This window comes from Sphingopyxis sp. CR5, from assembly GCF_059693785.1.
On record NZ_JCATIE010000007.1, the window covers coordinates 169626 to 185672 of the forward strand.

Here is a 16047-nt window from a genome sequence, read left to right on the forward strand (position 1 = left end):
CGCCTTCAGTCGATGGTGAACAGCGGCTGGTCGAACTCGACCGGCTGGCTGTTTTCGACATGGATGGCCTTCAGCGTGCCCGATTTGGGCGCGGTGATCGGGTTCATCACCTTCATCGCCTCGATGATCAGGATGGTGTCGCCTTCCTTCACCGCGGAGCCTGCCGAGGCGAACACCGGCGCGCTGGGTTCGGGCGAAAGATAGACGGTGCCGACCATCGGCGACTTGACCGCGCCGGCGAAGTCGTCGGCGGGGGCGGCGGGCGCCGCCGTCGCCGCCGGTGCTGCTGCTGCGGCCGCGGGCGGCGCGACCGGGACGGCCGGCGCCATCGCGACCGGCGCGGCCGTGGTCAGCGTGCGCGCGACGCGGACCTTGCGCTCGCCGTCCTCGACCTCGATTTCGGAGAGCTGTGTGTCGTCAAGCAGTTCCGCGAGCGCGCGGACGAAGGCCGGATCGATGTTGATGCCCTGCTCTTTATGGTCACCCATGTGATATTTCCTGCTGTTGCGGCGTCGTGGACGACGCTCGGACCCCGGTTATTGATCGCGCCCTCTTGTCAGAGACGCGCCGCGGCGTCCAGCGCCAGCGTATAGCTGTTCGCGCCGTGACCGGCGAAATGCGCCGCCGCCGCCATGCCGATATAGCTGATGTGACGAAAGGATTCGCGGGTTTTCGGATCGGACAGATGGACCTCGATCACCGGCACCGCGATCGACTTGATCGCGTCGTGGAGCGCGATCGAGCTGTGCGTATAGCCGCCGGCGTTGAGCAGCACCGCCTTCGCGCCGGCGAAATGGGCCTCGTGCAGCCAGTCGATCAGCACGCCTTCGTGATTGGACTGGCGGCAGTCGACCCGGAGCCCGAGCGCGTCGGCCTGCACGGCGAGCCGGCCGTGGATGTCGTCCAGCGTGTCGTGCCCGTAAATCTCGGGCTCGCGCGTACCGAGCAGGTTCAGGTTGGGACCCGAGAGGACGAAGACGAGCGGCTGGTCGGACAAGATGCGGGCTTTCGGTTGCGGGCGCGACGGCTCCCCCTATATGGGCTGCTCGGCAAAAGGCAAAGAAGGGCAGCGACGGTGATCGCGATCATTCTCAACGGCGAACAACGCCAGGTGCGCGCGGGCAGCATCGCCGACCTCGTCGCGGCGCTGGGCCTCGACGTGAAGAAGGTCGCGGTCGAACGCAATCGCGAGATCGTACCGCGGTCGACGCTCGCCGACGTTGCGCTCGCCGAGGGCGACGCGCTGGAAATCGTACATTTCGTCGGGGGCGGCTGATGACGGTTACGCGCATCGTACCGAACCGCTACGCCGACGATGCCGGAACCGGCGCCGGGTTCTTCAACGACGTGCTCGGGCTGGAGACCGCGATGGCGATGGACTTCATCACCATCTATCGTTCGGCCGCCCAGCCGATGGCGCAGATCAGCATCCTGCGCGACGATCCGTCCGGCCTGCGGCCCGCCTATTCGGTGGGAGTCGACGATGTCGACGCGGTCCACGCGCGCGCGGTCGAGGCGGGGCACGAGATCGTCTATGCGCTGCGCGACGAGCCGTGGGGCGTCCGCCGCTTTTTCGTCCGCGATCCGCTCGGCGAGATCGCGAATGTGGTTCAGAACAAGGATTGATCGTGGACAAGACCGACCAGTGGAGCGTCGCCGGACGCAGTTTTACCTCGCGCCTGATCGTGGGGACCGGAAAGTACAGGGATTTCGAACAGAACGCCGCCGCGGTGGAGGCGTCGGGCGCCGAAATCGTTACCGTCGCGGTGCGCCGCGTCAACGTGTCGGACCCCAACGCGCCGATGCTGACCGATTTCATCGACCCCAAGACGATTACCTACCTGCCCAATACCGCAGGCTGCTTTACCGCCGACGATGCGATCCGCACCCTGCGACTGGCGCGCGAAGCGGGAGGCTGGGATTTGGTGAAGCTGGAGGTACTTGGCGAGGCGAAGACGCTCTATCCCGACATGCGCGAGACACTGACGGCGACCGAGACGCTGGCGAACGAGGGATTCCTGCCGATGGTCTATTGCGTCGACGACCCGATCGCCGCGAAGCAGCTGGAAGATGCCGGCGCGGTCGCGATCATGCCGCTCGGCGCGCCGATAGGGTCGGGGCTGGGCATTCAGAACCGCGTCACGATTCGCCTGATCGTCGAAGGGGCGTCGGTCCCCGTGCTCGTCGACGCGGGCGTCGGTACCGCAAGCGATGCCGCGGTGGCGATGGAGCTGGGCTGCGACGGGGTGCTGATGAACACGGCGATCGCCGAAGCCAAGGATCCGATCCGCATGGCGCGGGCGATGAAGGCGGCGGTCGAGGCGGGGCGCGATGCCTATCTGGCCGGGCGCATGGGGCAGCGGCGCTATGCCGATCCGTCGAGCCCGCTCGCGGGGCTTATTTGATTCCAAACGTTGTGGCCCGCACACTTGTTCCGTCTATTTTTTCATTTTGCGGCAGGCGGTTAGTCGCACTCCGGCGCAACTTTTCGATCAGGGCGGGCGTTGATGGGGCATGAGGCGATGACGCCTCGTGACGAAAAGGAGACTCCCCATGGGTGAACTGAAGGACAAGGCGAAAGGTCTCGCCAACGAAGCCGTCGGCAATGTGAAACAGGCCGCCGGCAAGGCCACCGACAACGAGCGGCTTCGTGCCGAAGGCGAGTTGCAGGAACGCAAGGGCGAAGCGCAGAATCTGAGCGGCAAGGTCAAAGGCGCGCTCGGCGACAAGGTCTGACCCGCCCCGCCCATATCGAAAAAACGGCCTCCCGATCGGGAGGCCGTTTTTTTTTGTCAGGGCGTTTTGCGGACCGCAGGCGGCGTCCAGCGCCCGTCGAGTGCTTCGCGCCGCGGCAGGTACAGGCGCAGGTTCATCGAGAAGGGACCGGCCGGTGCCGGCAGCCAGTTCGATTGGCGTGCATCGCCGGGCGAGTCGTGCTGGATATAGAGATCGAGCGACCCGTCGGGATTGAAGCGCAGCTTGTCCCGGTCGCCGATCGCGAACCGATCGATGGGATTGGCGACGAAAAACTGATCCGCACCGTACATCGAGAGCGACCAGAAAGCATCCGCGGGGGGCAGTTGATCCTTCTCGAAATGCAGCGTGTAGCGCGCGGCGCCTGACAGCGGCTGGCGATCCGAATCGATGGGCGCCATCGGATAGATCGCCTCTTCGGGAGGCAGCGCGCCGAGCCCCGCATAGGCGATGAACGCCCGCTGGAGATAATCATTGCCATAGACGCCGAGCGCGTTGCCGAGCGCGACCCAGCCGTTGGGAGTGAGCCGCACACGCGTCCGGTTGTCGACGATGCGCCGGTAAGCATCGGCCGCGGCGCGCGACAGCCCGCGTTGCACGGCAGGGTCGGCCTGATCGAGATCGAAGCTCTTTCCCGGTGACAGGCCGACCTGTTCCATGCGGAGCAGGATGGCATAGTCCGTGGCGTGGGGCGGGTTGCGCTTCAGCGTTTCGGCGAACAGCGCATAGAAGGCTGCGGGCGACATTTTGGCGACCTGTGCCACGGGCGGGGTCTGCATGTCGACCGCCGGGTCGGGCTGCGGCCTTGCAGCGGCCTGGACGTCCTTCCCCCACAGCGACAACGGGGTTGCGGCATAGCGTGCCTGGAGCCCGTGAACATGACCATAGTCGGGCGCCCCGTTGGTCTGGATGCGACCGATGATCCAGCCGTTCTCGGTCGGGCTGCGAACCATCCGCATCCCGGCCGGAAGCGAACCCCGCCAATGCGGGCCGACCAGCGCGAAGGTGCCGCCCTCGTTGCCCGTGGTGCGGGTGCCCAGCGTCGCGAACACCTCGGTCCACATGTCCATGATCGGCACGACATGATATCGTCCGGCGGTATTCGGCATGGTGACGACAAGCGGTTCTTTACCGACGTCGAACCAGAGCGTCGAATAGAGCGTGTCGGCATTCGGCCGGACGACCTTCCTGAAATCGGCATCGGGATAGGTCCGCATGTGCGCGAAACGATTCATCGGCGCCCGCGGACGCCCCGGCGTTCCGGCATTGGTCAGGACGCGGCGCGAAACCTCCATCAAGACCATCGGATAGGCATAGGTGTAGGCGTCGACGCCGATGGCATAAGCCTCGTCCTCGCTCACCTGCCTCGCCCGCTCCGGGGCTGCCTGTGCCGGTGCCGACACCAGGCCCGCGGCGATGGCCAGAAGGGCCAGAAACTTCGTCATCCTCTATCTCCCCATGTCGTTGCGGGCCGCCATAGCGGGTTCGGCGGCGCCGGTCTGTCACCGATCCGACAATCTCTTGGGCTTTCGGACGGTAACCGCTAGGGTCAGAACCCTGGAGACATTCCCCTGAAAGGGTTGCCAGGGACGACGCGGGAGAACAGGATGCCGGGCGAGCACCGCTGGAGCGCCGAGGACAGGATGGCGGCGTTGCGGCTGTGTCCGCCCTTTTCGGATTGGTCCGAAACCCGCCTCGCCGACCTGGCCGCAATCGCGCGAGCCGAACATTATCGCCGGGGCAGCGAAATCTACGCGCGCGATCCCGAGTGCCGCGAAGTCTTTGTGATCGCAGCGGGGGAAATAGAGATCAGCCGCGCCTCTGCGACGGGGCGGAAATATGTGCTGAGCATCAGTGGCCCCCGCCATGCGCTGGCGCTAGTGCGGTTGTTGGACCGGCCGCCCATCCACTTCACCTATCGCGCCCACGGCGATGCCACGTGGCTCCATCTGCCGGTCGCGCGCTTGATCGCGATTCTCGACGCCGATCCTTCATTGTGGCGCAGCATCGCGCTGCTGATGTGCGCGCGCCAGGGCGACAGCCTGCGCCTGCTCAACGACCAGCAACTCGGGTCGCTCGAACAGCGGATGGCGGCCGTCATCCTGGACCTCGCGCGCATTCACGGCATCGAGGGTGCCGGAGGCATCGAAGTGGGGTTGCGCCTGCCGCAGGAGCAACTGGGCGCGATGCTCGGCATCACGCGCCAGAGCGTCAACAAGCTGCTGCGCGGGTTCGAGGATGCTGGACTGGTCGCGACCGATTACAACCGGTTGACGATCCGCGACCATTCGGCACTCGACCGGATCGCGGCGCCGCGCGACTGAGCCGGCCCGCAAGCGGCCGGTCAGCGGCCGCCCGAAGCCACCAGATCGACGTCGGTCATGCCGCCATCGCGACGGGCAAAGACGACATAGGCGAAATCGCCGTTGGTGCCGCCGAGGACATGCTCGTCGCCGCGGACGCGATGATCGGTGGTATATCCGGCGCGGATCGCGAGGGTGTTGTAATAGTCAAGCACGCCTTGCAGCGACGCCGCGGTCTGGAAATTGACGACACGCAGATTGCACTTGCCGCCCTTGACGCCCGCGGCTTCGCGCACCGTCGCGCGCGGATAGACGCGAAAGGCGGCGGGAAGGCGGTCGGCCCAGGCGCGGTCATAGGTCAGCTTGGCGTCGCACGTACCCTTGGACTGCTCCTCCGCGAGCGCTCCGATCGTCTTGGGCTGGTTCGCGGAGCAGTCGCCATTGCAGGCTGCCTCCTCGAACGGCTGGGCCTTCGGCGCCTTCACCAGCTTGCCGGCCTTCATGGCTGCGGCGGCTTCAGCAGCGGCGGCGGCACGACCGGCCGGGACTGCCGGAACGCCTCCATCGACCGGACGGTTGCCCGGACCCGCGGCGTTGCGGTTCGCCTGGCCCGCAAGTTTCGGGTCGACCATGATCTTGTCTTCGAGCGCGCCCTTGATCGCGGGATCGGCATCGACCAGCCCGTCGTCGAGCGGCGACAGTTCGGCCTTGTCGGGATTATCCCGGCAGCCGGACAGCCCCGCCGTCGCCATAAGCAAACCGGCAACCAGCCATTTTCCGCGCACCATCATTGCTAACACTCCCTTAATCTCTTCGCCCGGACTTGCCGGATGTTGGTTAAGAAGATGTGAGCAAAAATCCTTAACCGGTAAGACTTTATTAGGCCAAACCTGTCTCGCAAGGGGACGGAATTGCCCTTTGCCGCGATATCGCGCGGACCGAGCGACCTAGCCGAACGCCGTTTCCGACCCTTCGCCGGGCGCGCAGCGTATCAGTCGCGAGGTTTCGACCGCCGCCTGGCGGTGCACGACCGCCTGACGATAGACGGGATCGGTGACCATCTCCATGAACGCGCCGCTGCCAGGATATTCGGCGATGAACACCGCATCCCAGCGTTCGTTCGCCGGGCCGATGACCATCGCCTCCATCGTTCCGCGCCAGACAATTCGGCCGCCAACCCGGCGAAATACCGCGCCGCTGTCCCTGCCATAGTTCGCATAGGCCTCGGCGCCGCTCAAACCCGCTGCCGCGAGCGCATGGCCGGCCGGATAATCGGCCTTCTCGCGGAACCGCACGAGGTTGAGCATGTGAATTACCGTGTCGCGCGGAAGGGCCTTGAAGGCGTCGAACTGCGCGCGGTCGGGATCGACATGATGGTCGGTCATGGCTGGAACTCCTTGCGATTTTGACGCCATGCGTCGGCGCTCTGAACCCAGGCGTCGATCGGAGCATCCTGAAAGGGAGCGGGGAGGCGGGTCGGGCCGGCGTTCGCGGCCCCCAGGCGTTTCGCGAGCGCCTGCGAACGTATATTGGCCGGATCGATGCAGTGCATCAACCGCGGCCATTTCAGGAATTCGACGGCGAAATCGCACGCTGCGACCGCGCCCTCGAACGCATAGCCCTTGCCGGCGAATTTCGCGCGGACGCCATAGCCTACCTCTGGCCCGGGCCAGTCGGCGGGTTCCCACGGGCCCAGGCGTCCGACCCATTCACCGGTCGCGCGCTCGACCACCGAGAACATCGAAAAGCCGCGGATATGCCACGCGCCCGCCAGCGTACACCACTGGCGCCAGGCCTGCGACCGTTCGCACGGACCGCCAAGATATTTCATCGTTTCGGCTTCGGCGCACATTTCGGCGAACGCGTCGAAATCTTCCGCGGCAGGGGGACGCAGGATGAGGCGCTCGGTGACGAGCAGGGGGCCGTTGAGCATCGCTGGTCCTTCACGCGCGGACTTGGCCGGTATCGACCACGGGCGATGCTTCTGGGGCAAGCGGAAGCCGAGGGCAAGTCCGCGCAAAAAGTCGAGGGCGCCGACCGCATGGCCGACGCCCTCTCCATCACGGGGTACGGGCGGAGGGGTCTCGGGCCCGCACCCGTAACGGTACTCGGTTAGCGGCAGCGATATTTGTCGCGATCGATCTCGCGGCCGAGCAGGGCGCCAGCGCCGGCGCCGATCACAGTGCCGAGCAGCTTGTCGCCATTGCCCGCGATTTCATGCCCGGCGAGGCCGCCAACCGCACCGCCGATCAGAAGGCCGGTCGTGCCATTGTCCTTCTTGCAGCGATAGCGTCCGTCGTCGCCGCGCCAGATGCGCGTATCGCGGTTGATGCGCTGATCGCGCGAGCTGTAATGCCGACGGTCGTGCTTCTTGCGATAATAGCCGTTCGCCTGTTCCGCTTTGTACAGCGTATCGTGGCTCGCCGCAGGGGCCGCGGTGGGCAGGCCCGCCTGGGCAGGGGCCGTGGCCGCGATGCCGACGGCGGTGATGGCACCCATCAGGCCTTTGGTGATCTTACGCATGACAAATCCTTTCCTGGTTCGGGCGCCCCGTCGCCATTTTTGCGGCAATGGGCGCTTCGATGGTGGGAACGAGCCGCGCGCGGATTGCGTTGCATGAACGCCGGGCAACAAGATGAAGCGAGCGATATCATCGACGGACCGAAATGGCCTTGCGGGCCTTGCGGCAGCGTGCGAAAGTGCTCCGATGCTGAACATCGTGTCGATTTTCATCGGGCTTATCGCCCTGATCCTGGCCATTCCGGCATTCATCCCGTTGCTGGGGTGGGCGAACTGGCTCGTCATCCCGATCGCGGTTGTCGGGCTCGCGCTGGGTGCGATGTCGAGCAGCAACGCCGGGCGAAACCTCAACATCGTCGTGATCGCCGTCGGCGTCATTCGCCTGATGCTCGGTGGCGGATTCTTCTGACGCCCGCGGGGCGCGCCGGCTTGCGGACAGATGAACCGCGCGGCGATTTTGCGACATTTTGCGACAATTTTTCGCCCGGACGGCACGCCGCTGGGACAAACGGCGTCTAGACCCTTCTCATCGGGATCTGGCTCTCCCTTTGCAGGGCATCCCCAGACAAGGAGTTCGTGACGTGAAAAAGAAGTTTGCACTTATGACCCTGGGCGCTGCGTTGATCGCCGCGCCGGTGTTCGCCGCCCCGGGCGGCAAGATGGGCGACGCCGACGGCAATGGCGTGCTGACCCGCGCCGAGGTCCAGGCGCATGCGACCGAGATGTTCGCCAAGATGGATGCCAACGGCGACGGCAAGATCGATGCGGCCGACCGCGAGGCAAAGCGCAGCGAGATGCGCGGCAAGATGTTCGCCTCGCTCGATGCGAACAAGGACGGCAGCATCAGCAAGGCTGAATGGGATCAGCATGCGGCCGATCGCGAGGCCAGGCGCGGCGAGTGGAAGGGCAAGCGCATGGCCGACGGCGAGGCTCGCGACGGCAAGCGCGGAATGCGCGGCCATCATGGCAAGCGCGGCGGGCATCACGGGATGCGCGGCGGTCATGGCATGATGATGAAGGCCGACACCAACGGCGACAAGGCGATCAGCCAGGCCGAATTCCAGACCGCTGCGCTGGCGCGCTTCGATCGTGCGGACGCGAACAAGGACGGTCAGGTGACGGCCGCGGAACGCAAGGCCGCGCGCGAAGCGATGCGCGCCGAGTGGAAGGCGAAGCGCCCCGCCGCGACCACGCCGAGCGGCAACTGATCGGCAGGGCGCGGCGGCGAGGGCGGGCACTCCCCCTCCTCCCTGGCATTGCCTTTGCCGCCGTGCCCTGTCAGCACGGTATCGCCCATCGGTCCCTGGCCGGTGGGCGAACCTCTATCCAGGCCATGTGATCGACGATGACCGAAAGCGACGTCCCCCGCATCCTCCTGATCGACGATGAACCGTCGATCCGCGAGCCTCTGTCCGAATATCTCGAGAGCCAGGGGTTCGCGGTAAGCGACGCGGCGAGCGCCGCCGAAGCGCGCTCGCTGCTCCGCGCAAAGAGTATCGACCTGGTGGTCAGCGACATCATGATGCCGGGCGAAGACGGGCTATCGCTGACGCGTCACCTGCGCGAGACGAGCAATATCCCCGTGATTCTGCTCACCGCCCGCGCCGAGGATACGGAGCGGATCATCGGGTTGGAGATCGGCGCCGACGATTATGTCGTCAAACCGTTCAACCCCCGCGAACTCGTCGCGCGTATCCGCACCGTATTGCGACGGACGCAGGCGAACGGTCGCGCTGTCGATCCGGGCGGGACGAGCTATGCCTTCGGCCCGTGGGTGCTGCGCGAAGTCGAGCGCGTTCTTGTCGGCGAAGACGGCGAAGAGGTCGCCCTGTCGTCCGGCGAATATCACCTGCTTCACGCACTGGTGCGTCATCCGCGCCAGGTGATGAGCCGCGACCGCCTGCTCGACATGGTGCGCGGGCGCGAGGCCGACATCTTCGACCGTGCGATCGACAATCTGGTCAGCCGCCTTCGCAAGAAGATCGAGGAAGATCCCGCGCGTCCGCATTATGTGAAAACCGTGTGGGGCGGCGGCTACACGCTCGCGTGCGAGGTCAAAAGGCTGGGGCCGGCGTCATGACGCTGCGCCTGTGGCCGCGCAGCCTGGTCGGGCAGTTGGTCTTTGCGCTGGCGGCGACGCTGTTCGTCGCGCAGGCGATCAATTTTTCGCTGCTCGTGCGCGGACAGAATCAGCAGATACTGGCGCATGGAGGCGGCATGGCGGTCGCGCGGATCGTCGATGCGGTCGAGCGCGGCGACGACAGACGGGCTGGACGTGCCGACGACGACCATGACCGTCACGGGTTGCGCGACCGGGTGCAAAAGCTGCGCATTTCGGATACGCCGCCGACGTTGCCGCGCCGCGCGGTGCCGCGCGAAGATCTGGCCGACTATGTCGCCGGGCTGATGTCGGAGGCCGAGGTGCATGCCGATTCGATCGAGGCATGGGCGCTCCCCTCGCGCGCGCGTCTTCAGCGATCGAGCTTCCCCGGTGAAACCGTCGTCGTCGTCGCCAAGGTCGACGGGCGCTATTATGCGGTGCGCAGCCGCTTGCCCTCGGGCGGCAACCGCCTGCCGCGATTCCTGATCTGGCAGACGCTGACGCTGTACTTGCTGCTGCTCGTCCCGATCCTGTTCATCGCGTGGCGCGCGGCCCGGCCGCTGCGCGATCTGACGCGTGCGACACGCGCAAACCCGGCTGTGCGCGACGCGACGCCGCTGGCCGAGCGCGGGCCGTCGGACGTCCGCGACCTGATCGCCGCCTTCAACGCCTATCGTTCGCGCATAGCCGCGATGCTGACCGACAAGGACCGGATGCTTGGCGCGGTCGGCCATGACCTGAGGACCCCGCTCGCGAGCCTGCGCGTCCGCGTCGAGCAGATCGAAGACGACCGGTTGCGCGACAAGATGATTGCCTCGATCGAGGAAATGACGGCGATGCTGACCGACATCCTGGCGCTGGCGCGCGCTGGGGCGGGGACCGAGGTGTCGGAGCCCGTCGCGCTGCGGGCGCTTCTGGGCGATCTGGTGGCCGATTATCGCGAGCAGGCCAAGGACGTTTCGGTCGGTAACGTGGACGATGCGGTCGTTATGGCCCGGCCGATGCTGTTGCGGCGCGCCCTGCGCAATCTGATCGACAATGCGATCGCCTATGGAGTGCGTGCGCGCCTGTCGGTGGCGCGCGATGCGGAAAGCGTGCGGATCGTCGTCTCCGACGATGGGCCCGGCCTTGGCGAAGCGCAGATCGCGGCACTGATGGAGCCCTTTGCGCGCGGCGAGGAGTCGCGCAATCGCGCAACCGGCGGCGCCGGGCTCGGCCTGTCTATCGCGCGCGAGATCGCCGAAAGCGAAGGTGGCACGCTGACATTGGCTAACCGACCCGGCGGCGGGCTCGACGCGGTCGTTGCGTTGCCGCTTCAGGCGTAGATCGCGATGCCCTGACTGCCGCTCATTACCGGCTCGCCGGCGCGGTTCCAGATCATCATGTCCTGCACCGAAAAGCCGCCGCGGGCATAGCCGGTCTTCGCCGACAGAAGCCACCAGCCGTCGTCGGTCCGCGGCACGCCGGTCAGCATGTTCACCGTCCAGTTCATCGAACTGATCGGCCCGAATTCGGTGAACAGCGCCATCGCGGCCGGCGGCAACGCGTCGCCCATGGCGAGCAGCGCGACCATGGGGTGACAGGCGGGCTCCTCCACGAACCGTACCCAGGTCAGATATTCGCCGGTTTCCCCCTTCCAGTCGAAGCGTGGTCCACTCGTCGGGCGCATGTCGAAATGCCGCGTGAAGCTGGGGCGTACCTTGTGTTCGGGGACCGGCCTTAACGTATCGGGCGCGGGGACCTCGGGCATCGCCAGCCGATTGTGATCGAGATGGCTGGCCCGATCGCCTGAAAAGGCGAAGGTCGCTGCGGTGCCGAAGCCCATGTCGCTCGACACGCCCGCATCGACGAACAGGCTGGATTTCGACTGGCGGAGCACGCGCGTCGCGACGCGGCAGTCGCCGCCGACGGGGCCGACGAAACTGATCTGGGCGTAACGCAGCGGCGTTTCGGTCGGGTGCAATGCCATCGTCGCGGCCAGGGCGACCGCCGAACTGATGCCGCCATAAGCGGTGCGGCCCTGCATCCAGCCGTCGTCGACATGCGCGGTGGCGGCATCGCCATCGACGCGCAGCGTGGCGAGGAGAGTGTCGAGGGCGGAGGGGGCTTCGGTCATGGACAGGTCTTCCTTGACGGCTGTTTTCTCAACGCCGTTCGGCGCGAGCGTGTCGAAGCGGAGGGCGGGGCTTCGACTTGCTCGGCACGAGCGGAGAAGGCTGGGCGGTCAGTCTTCGACCTGGAAAGCGATGCCAGCGTTCGCCGTCAGCCGGTCGATCAGCGCCTGCCCGAGCAATGCGCCCGGAGTCCACACGCCGCCCCGGCTTTCCCCTTCGGTTTCCAGCAGAGTCATGCCGGTTTCAGCCAGCATCCGGGACGTCGAGCCATAGCCGGGGTCGCGGTCGCCCTTCACCGATGCGCGGATCATCGTCCCGTTGGGATATTCGCCGATGAAGAGGATGTCGTAGAAGCCGCTCTCTCGCTCTTCCTTGCTTGGTCCTTCACCGGGTTTCAGTTTCGATTCGCCGAACGGATTGGCCTTGGCCATCGCTTCGGCCATTGCCTTTCCGGCGTTGCCGATCGTGGTCATCACCATTTCGTCATAGACGAGGTCGGCGCCCCAAGCATGTCCGAGCAGGAAGTTGCTACGGTGGACATTCTTCGTATTGATCGGGGCCATGACGAAAGGCGCGGTCCAAGTCTCGGTCGCGGGATCATATTCCGGCACCAGCCCCGTCGGCTGGTGCGGCCCTTCGAAGCCGGGGGTCAGCGCGAAGGACGATTTGAGCAGGAGCGCGAGCGACGGCTTCCGGGCGACCGCTTTTAGCGTTTCGGTCAGGCTGGCGACCGTGCCGCCCGAAGCACCGCCCTGCATCTTGCGCACGCGGCCCTTGACGCGAGGGGCGGGCTTGCCGTGCCGTTTGACCGCTTCGGCCTGCAGGAACAATACACCCAGGTCGAAGGGGATCGAATCGAAGCCGCAGGAAAATGTGATGCGCGCACCCGATGCCTTTGCCTGGTCCTCGTGCGCGTCGATCATCTCGCGCATCCATCCGGGCTCGCCGCACAGGTCGGCATAGGCGGTTCCCGCCTTGGCACAGGCATCGACGAGATCGCTCCCGTAAAGCTGATAGGGGCCGACCGTGGTCAGCACCACCCGTGTGCGGTGCGCCATCATGTCGAGGCTTTCGGGCTCGCTCGCGTCGGCGACAACCAGCGGCGTGTCGGCCGGCGCTCCGATCAGGTCGCGCACTTCGGCCAGCTTGTCGAGGCTGCGGCCCGCCATCGCCCATGTCGGTGCGTCCTTGCGGCCGGCGTAGTGATGCGCGAGATATTCGGCGACGAGACGACCGGTAAAGCCGGTCGCGCCATAGACGATGATATCGAACTCGCGGGCCTTGGCCATCGCGTCCCTCCCATTTACGTAAACGTCAACTGGAGGCTAGCGCAGGCGGCATGGCTTGCCAAGCGGGTTGCGGCCTAGAACTTCCAGAACGGCTTGCGCGCCGGCGCGACCTCGACGGTTTCGACCGTCCGGCCCTCGGCGCGCGCCGCGCGGACTTCGGCATCGCGCGCGCGCAGTTCGGCGTCGTGGGTCGCGAGTTCGTCGCGGCGACGCTGGCGCAGCGCGTCATAGCTCCAGCGCGTATTGCCGTAGCCGAAGAGGCAGAGGAGACCGCCGGCGATCGCCAGATTCTTCATCGCCATCATCGCCTGCAGGGGGTCGGTGAAGTCGCGGTGGAAGAACAGGATCGTCAGGAGGACGAAGCCGGCGAGCAGGATCGACCACAGCCGCGTTGCGACGCCGAAGACCAGGCAGATACCGGCAATCAGCTCGAACAGGCCGGTGGGGATCGCCAGCCCGGGGGGCAACCCTGCGCCGGCGATCATCGCGCCGGTGTCGTTGACGTGGATCAGCTTGTTGATACCCGACACCAGAAAGATGACGGCGATGAACACGCGTCCGATGAAGACGGCAATCATGGACATGGGATGGTCCTCCACTTTGGTGCGCCCCGTCCGCCCTTGCAGTCAGGACGCCGGACGCGCGCAGAGGTTCCGCGGATCAGAGGCGGGGCAGGGTTACGCCCTTTTGACCCATATATTTGCCGGAACGGTCAGCGTAGCTCGTTTCGCAGGGCTCATTGCCCTGAAGGAAAAGAAACTGGCACGCGCCTTCATTGGCATAGATTTTGGCGGGCAGCGGCGTCGTGTTCGAAAATTCGAGCGTCACATGGCCCTCCCAGCCGGGTTCGAGCGGGGTCACGTTCACAATGATGCCGCAGCGGGCATAGGTCGATTTGCCCAGGCAGATGACGAGCACGTCGCGGGGAATGCGGAAATATTCGACCGTGCGGGCGAGCGCAAAGCTGTTGGGCGGAATGATGCACACGTCGGTTTCGCGGTCGACGAAGCTGTTGGATGCGAAATCCTTGGGATCGACGACCGCACTGTCGACATTGGTGAATATCTTGAATTCGGGCGCTACGCGGGCGTCATAGCCATACGAGGACAGGCCGTAGCTGATGCACCCGTCGCGGCGCTGCGCCTCCACGAACGGTTCGATCATGCCCTGCGTCCGGGCGGCTTCGCGAATCCAGCGGTCGGAAAGAATGGCCATGGCTTCTCTTGTCGGCCCGATGCCCTTTGCGCAAGCGATCAGTCGGGGATCATCCCCAGATCCTTTGGCCCGAAAGCGGCCGGCAACAGTTCGCTGAGCCGGTAACTTTTCACCGCCTTTCCGTCCCCAGAGGCGCAATGGACCCACAGGTCGGCCCGCGACCGTTCGGCGGCCTCGTTCAATATCTGGCGGCACCGCCCGCACGGATTGACCGGCTCGCTGCCAGTCAACGCCTCTCCGTCGGGTCGCCCCCCGACGATCGCGACCGCGGCAAGTTCGCCGATCCAGCCCTCGTTCGCGATCTTCGCCACCGCCACGGTCTCGGCGCATAGTGTCAGGCCATAGCTTGCATTCTCGACATTGGCGCCGGTCACGATATCGCCATTCTTGAGCAGCAGCGCCGCGCCGACATGAAAGCCCGAATAGGGGGCATAGGCGCGGCTGGCGGCGTCGCGCGCCGCATCGATTAGCGCATCGCGTTCCTCATTGCTGTTCATCGCTCATTCCTTCGGGGCGGACCACGTTCCAGCCGACCGTACCGTCGGCGCCGGCCAGCCGCACATAATTATTCGCCTGCCACATCGCCCAGGGATGCGCGCCATAATCGGGAGGGAAGAAGTCGCGGCGCAGCCAGGTGGTGCGTGCGATCCCGCTCGTCACCCGGTAGTCGGCCTCGAAATTCGGCCCCGGGGCGATCAGGCTGCGCTTGCCCATGTGGGCCTCGATCTGCGCCAGGAACGTCGCGAGTTCGCTAAGCAGCAACGCGCGCGTCGGGCGGTCGGCGCAGCTGTCGTCATAGTCGAGCCAGACGACCGCCGGCAGCGCGTCGGCACGGCGCGGCACGTGACGGATGAAGTTGGCGGCCTGGTCGGTCGCGAGCCGGCACAGGCTATAGCGATGGATCGGTCCGGTGCGGATGCCCGCCTCGCGCGCGGCCGCCATGTTGCGGGCATAATTGGCATCGACGCCCGAATCGCCGTCGGTCGCGAAAATATATCCGAAATCGGCGCCGGCGGCTTTGATCGACCCCCAATGGACGACGCCATTGCCCGCGTCGATCGTCACCCCTTGCAACGGATATCTGTCGCGCGGCGGTGTCCACCGTGCGGCCCACCACAGCGCGACGCCGGCGGCAAGCAAAAGGAGCGCGGCGAGCGCGGCGATCCGGCGCATCCAGCGCCCGAGAGCCGCCCCCCATTCGCTCGTGCCGCGCTTCGAAAATGTCACCCCCATCGCCATGGTCAGCTCTTGATATGGAGGACGCAGATCAGCGTGAACAGGCGCCGCGCGGTGTCGAAATCGACCGCGATCTTGCCGTCGAGACGATCCATGAGCATCTCAGCCGCCTCGTTGTGCAGCGCGCGCCGGGCCATGTCGACGGTTTCGATCTGCTGCGCCGTGGACGTGCGGATCGCCTGGTAATAGCTGTCGCAGATGGCGAAATAGTCGCGGATGGGCCGCCGGAAGCGACCGAGGCCCAGGATGACGCCTTCCAGGGGCGAACCGTCCTCGCGTGCAATCTCGAAGATCAGCCGTCCGTCCTCGACGCGCAGTTTCAGCCGGTATGGACCGGCGTAGCCGTCGGCATGGCCGCGCTGCGGCACGAACTTGTTGTCCTCCAATATGTCGAAGATGGCGACACGCCGCTCCTGCTCGACATCAGGGTTGCGCCAGACGATCGAGCTTTCGTCGAGGTCGATCGAAATGATGCGCTGTTTCGAGGGATCGGCTTCGACCATGGTCCCGGCTTC

At 65.8% G+C, this 16047-nt stretch carries 23 protein-coding genes; 9 read left to right on the forward strand and 14 right to left on the reverse strand.

What is annotated here, in order from left to right; genetic code table 11:
• Positions 1-5: 5 nt before the first annotated feature.
• Positions 6-488, reverse strand: a complete 483-nt coding sequence (gene accB, locus AC58D2_RS12565; protein WP_497390790.1) for an acetyl-CoA carboxylase biotin carboxyl carrier protein — start codon at positions 486-488, stop codon at positions 6-8.
• Between the two features lie 68 nt (positions 489-556).
• A complete protein-coding gene (locus AC58D2_RS12570) occupies positions 557-997 on the reverse strand; it encodes a type II 3-dehydroquinate dehydratase (RefSeq protein WP_497390792.1) in 441 nt (146 codons plus the stop codon).
• 78 nt (positions 998-1075) lie between these two features.
• Here AC58D2_RS12570 and thiS point away from each other — a divergent pair, with 78 nt between their 5' ends.
• The 4 genes from thiS to AC58D2_RS12590 all read left to right on the forward strand — a co-directional run bounded on the left by thiS (position 1076) and on the right by AC58D2_RS12590 (position 2736).
• A complete protein-coding gene (gene thiS / locus AC58D2_RS12575) occupies positions 1076-1276 on the forward strand; it encodes a sulfur carrier protein ThiS (protein WP_497390794.1) in 201 nt (66 codons plus the stop codon).
• Entirely contained in the window at positions 1276-1626 is a 351-nt protein-coding gene (locus AC58D2_RS12580) for a VOC family protein (protein ID WP_497390796.1), read from the forward strand. The genes thiS and AC58D2_RS12580 overlap by 1 nt, the downstream gene beginning before the upstream one ends.
• 2 nt (positions 1627-1628) lie before the next feature.
• Positions 1629-2405, forward strand: a complete 777-nt coding sequence (locus AC58D2_RS12585; protein ID WP_497390798.1) for a bifunctional sulfur carrier protein/thiazole synthase protein — start codon at positions 1629-1631, stop codon at positions 2403-2405.
• A 148-nt stretch (positions 2406-2553) separates the two neighbouring features.
• Positions 2554-2736: a CsbD family protein gene (locus tag AC58D2_RS12590; RefSeq protein WP_497390800.1), complete on the forward strand. Its 183-nt coding sequence runs from the start codon at positions 2554-2556 to the stop codon at positions 2734-2736.
• Between the two features lie 56 nt (positions 2737-2792).
• On the opposite strand, the gene AC58D2_RS12595 is transcribed toward AC58D2_RS12590, so the two are convergent.
• On the reverse strand, positions 2793-4199 hold the full coding sequence (locus AC58D2_RS12595) for a DUF1254 domain-containing protein (protein WP_497390802.1): 1407 nt from the start codon (positions 4197-4199) through the stop codon (positions 2793-2795).
• A 162-nt stretch (positions 4200-4361) separates the two neighbouring features.
• On the opposite strand from AC58D2_RS12595, the gene AC58D2_RS12600 reads away from it, so the two are divergent.
• Complete coding sequence (locus AC58D2_RS12600) at positions 4362-5078, forward strand: Crp/Fnr family transcriptional regulator (RefSeq protein WP_497390804.1); 717 nt, start codon at positions 4362-4364, stop codon at positions 5076-5078.
• A gap of 20 nt (positions 5079-5098) precedes the next feature.
• On the opposite strand, the gene AC58D2_RS12605 is transcribed toward AC58D2_RS12600, so the two are convergent.
• The 4 genes from AC58D2_RS12605 to AC58D2_RS12620 all read right to left on the reverse strand — a co-directional run bounded on the left by AC58D2_RS12605 (position 5099) and on the right by AC58D2_RS12620 (position 7580).
• Positions 5099-5848 carry a hypothetical protein gene (locus AC58D2_RS12605; RefSeq protein WP_497390806.1) on the reverse strand — a complete coding sequence of 250 codons (750 nt, stop codon included), beginning with the start codon at positions 5846-5848 and terminating at the stop codon, positions 5099-5101.
• 156 nt (positions 5849-6004) lie between these two features.
• Positions 6005-6442, reverse strand: a complete 438-nt coding sequence (locus tag AC58D2_RS12610; RefSeq protein WP_497390808.1) for a DUF1330 domain-containing protein — start codon at positions 6440-6442, stop codon at positions 6005-6007.
• Entirely contained in the window at positions 6439-6990 is a 552-nt protein-coding gene (locus tag AC58D2_RS12615) for a GNAT family N-acetyltransferase (protein WP_497390810.1), read from the reverse strand. Before AC58D2_RS12615 ends, AC58D2_RS12610 begins: the two co-directional genes overlap by 4 nt.
• 179 nt (positions 6991-7169) lie before the next feature.
• Positions 7170-7580, reverse strand: a complete 411-nt coding sequence (locus AC58D2_RS12620) for a glycine zipper 2TM domain-containing protein (protein WP_497390812.1) — start codon at positions 7578-7580, stop codon at positions 7170-7172.
• A 184-nt stretch (positions 7581-7764) separates the two neighbouring features.
• On the opposite strand from AC58D2_RS12620, the gene AC58D2_RS12625 reads away from it, so the two are divergent.
• The 4 genes from AC58D2_RS12625 (at position 7765) to AC58D2_RS12640 (ending at position 11003) form a co-directional block, all read left to right on the forward strand.
• Complete coding sequence (locus tag AC58D2_RS12625) at positions 7765-7986, forward strand: hypothetical protein (RefSeq protein ID WP_497390815.1); 222 nt, start codon at positions 7765-7767, stop codon at positions 7984-7986.
• A gap of 172 nt (positions 7987-8158) precedes the next feature.
• Positions 8159-8785, forward strand: coding sequence for a hypothetical protein (locus tag AC58D2_RS12630; protein WP_497390817.1), 627 nt, complete (start codon positions 8159-8161; stop codon positions 8783-8785).
• A 137-nt stretch (positions 8786-8922) separates the two neighbouring features.
• Complete coding sequence (locus AC58D2_RS12635) at positions 8923-9657, forward strand: response regulator (protein WP_497390819.1); 735 nt, start codon at positions 8923-8925, stop codon at positions 9655-9657.
• Entirely contained in the window at positions 9654-11003 is a 1350-nt protein-coding gene (locus AC58D2_RS12640) for a sensor histidine kinase (RefSeq protein ID WP_497390821.1), read from the forward strand. The genes AC58D2_RS12635 and AC58D2_RS12640 overlap by 4 nt, the downstream gene beginning before the upstream one ends.
• Here the strand turns inward: AC58D2_RS12640 and AC58D2_RS12645 are convergent.
• From AC58D2_RS12645 to AC58D2_RS12675, 7 genes are all read right to left on the reverse strand, one after another.
• Entirely contained in the window at positions 10994-11794 is an 801-nt protein-coding gene (locus AC58D2_RS12645; RefSeq protein WP_497390823.1) for an acyl-CoA thioesterase, read from the reverse strand. The genes AC58D2_RS12640 and AC58D2_RS12645 overlap by 10 nt on opposite strands.
• 108 nt (positions 11795-11902) lie before the next feature.
• Positions 11903-13081, reverse strand: a complete 1179-nt coding sequence (locus AC58D2_RS12650) for a saccharopine dehydrogenase family protein (RefSeq protein ID WP_497390825.1) — start codon at positions 13079-13081, stop codon at positions 11903-11905.
• A gap of 74 nt (positions 13082-13155) precedes the next feature.
• The gene (locus tag AC58D2_RS12655) at positions 13156-13665 is read right to left on the reverse strand and encodes a DoxX family protein (protein WP_497390827.1); all 510 of its coding nucleotides are present in this window, start codon (positions 13663-13665) and stop codon (positions 13156-13158) included.
• A 76-nt stretch (positions 13666-13741) separates the two neighbouring features.
• Positions 13742-14296: a dCTP deaminase gene (gene dcd, locus AC58D2_RS12660; protein WP_497390829.1), complete on the reverse strand. Its 555-nt coding sequence runs from the start codon at positions 14294-14296 to the stop codon at positions 13742-13744.
• A 38-nt stretch (positions 14297-14334) separates the two neighbouring features.
• On the reverse strand, positions 14335-14793 hold the full coding sequence (locus tag AC58D2_RS12665) for a cytidine deaminase (protein ID WP_497390831.1): 459 nt from the start codon (positions 14791-14793) through the stop codon (positions 14335-14337).
• Entirely contained in the window at positions 14780-15535 is a 756-nt protein-coding gene (locus tag AC58D2_RS12670; protein WP_497390833.1) for a glycoside hydrolase family 25 protein, read from the reverse strand. The genes AC58D2_RS12665 and AC58D2_RS12670 overlap by 14 nt, the downstream gene beginning before the upstream one ends.
• A gap of 2 nt (positions 15536-15537) precedes the next feature.
• Positions 15538-16035, reverse strand: coding sequence for a UPF0262 family protein (locus AC58D2_RS12675; RefSeq protein WP_497390835.1), 498 nt, complete (start codon positions 16033-16035; stop codon positions 15538-15540).
• Between the last annotated feature and the right edge of the window lie 12 nt (positions 16036-16047).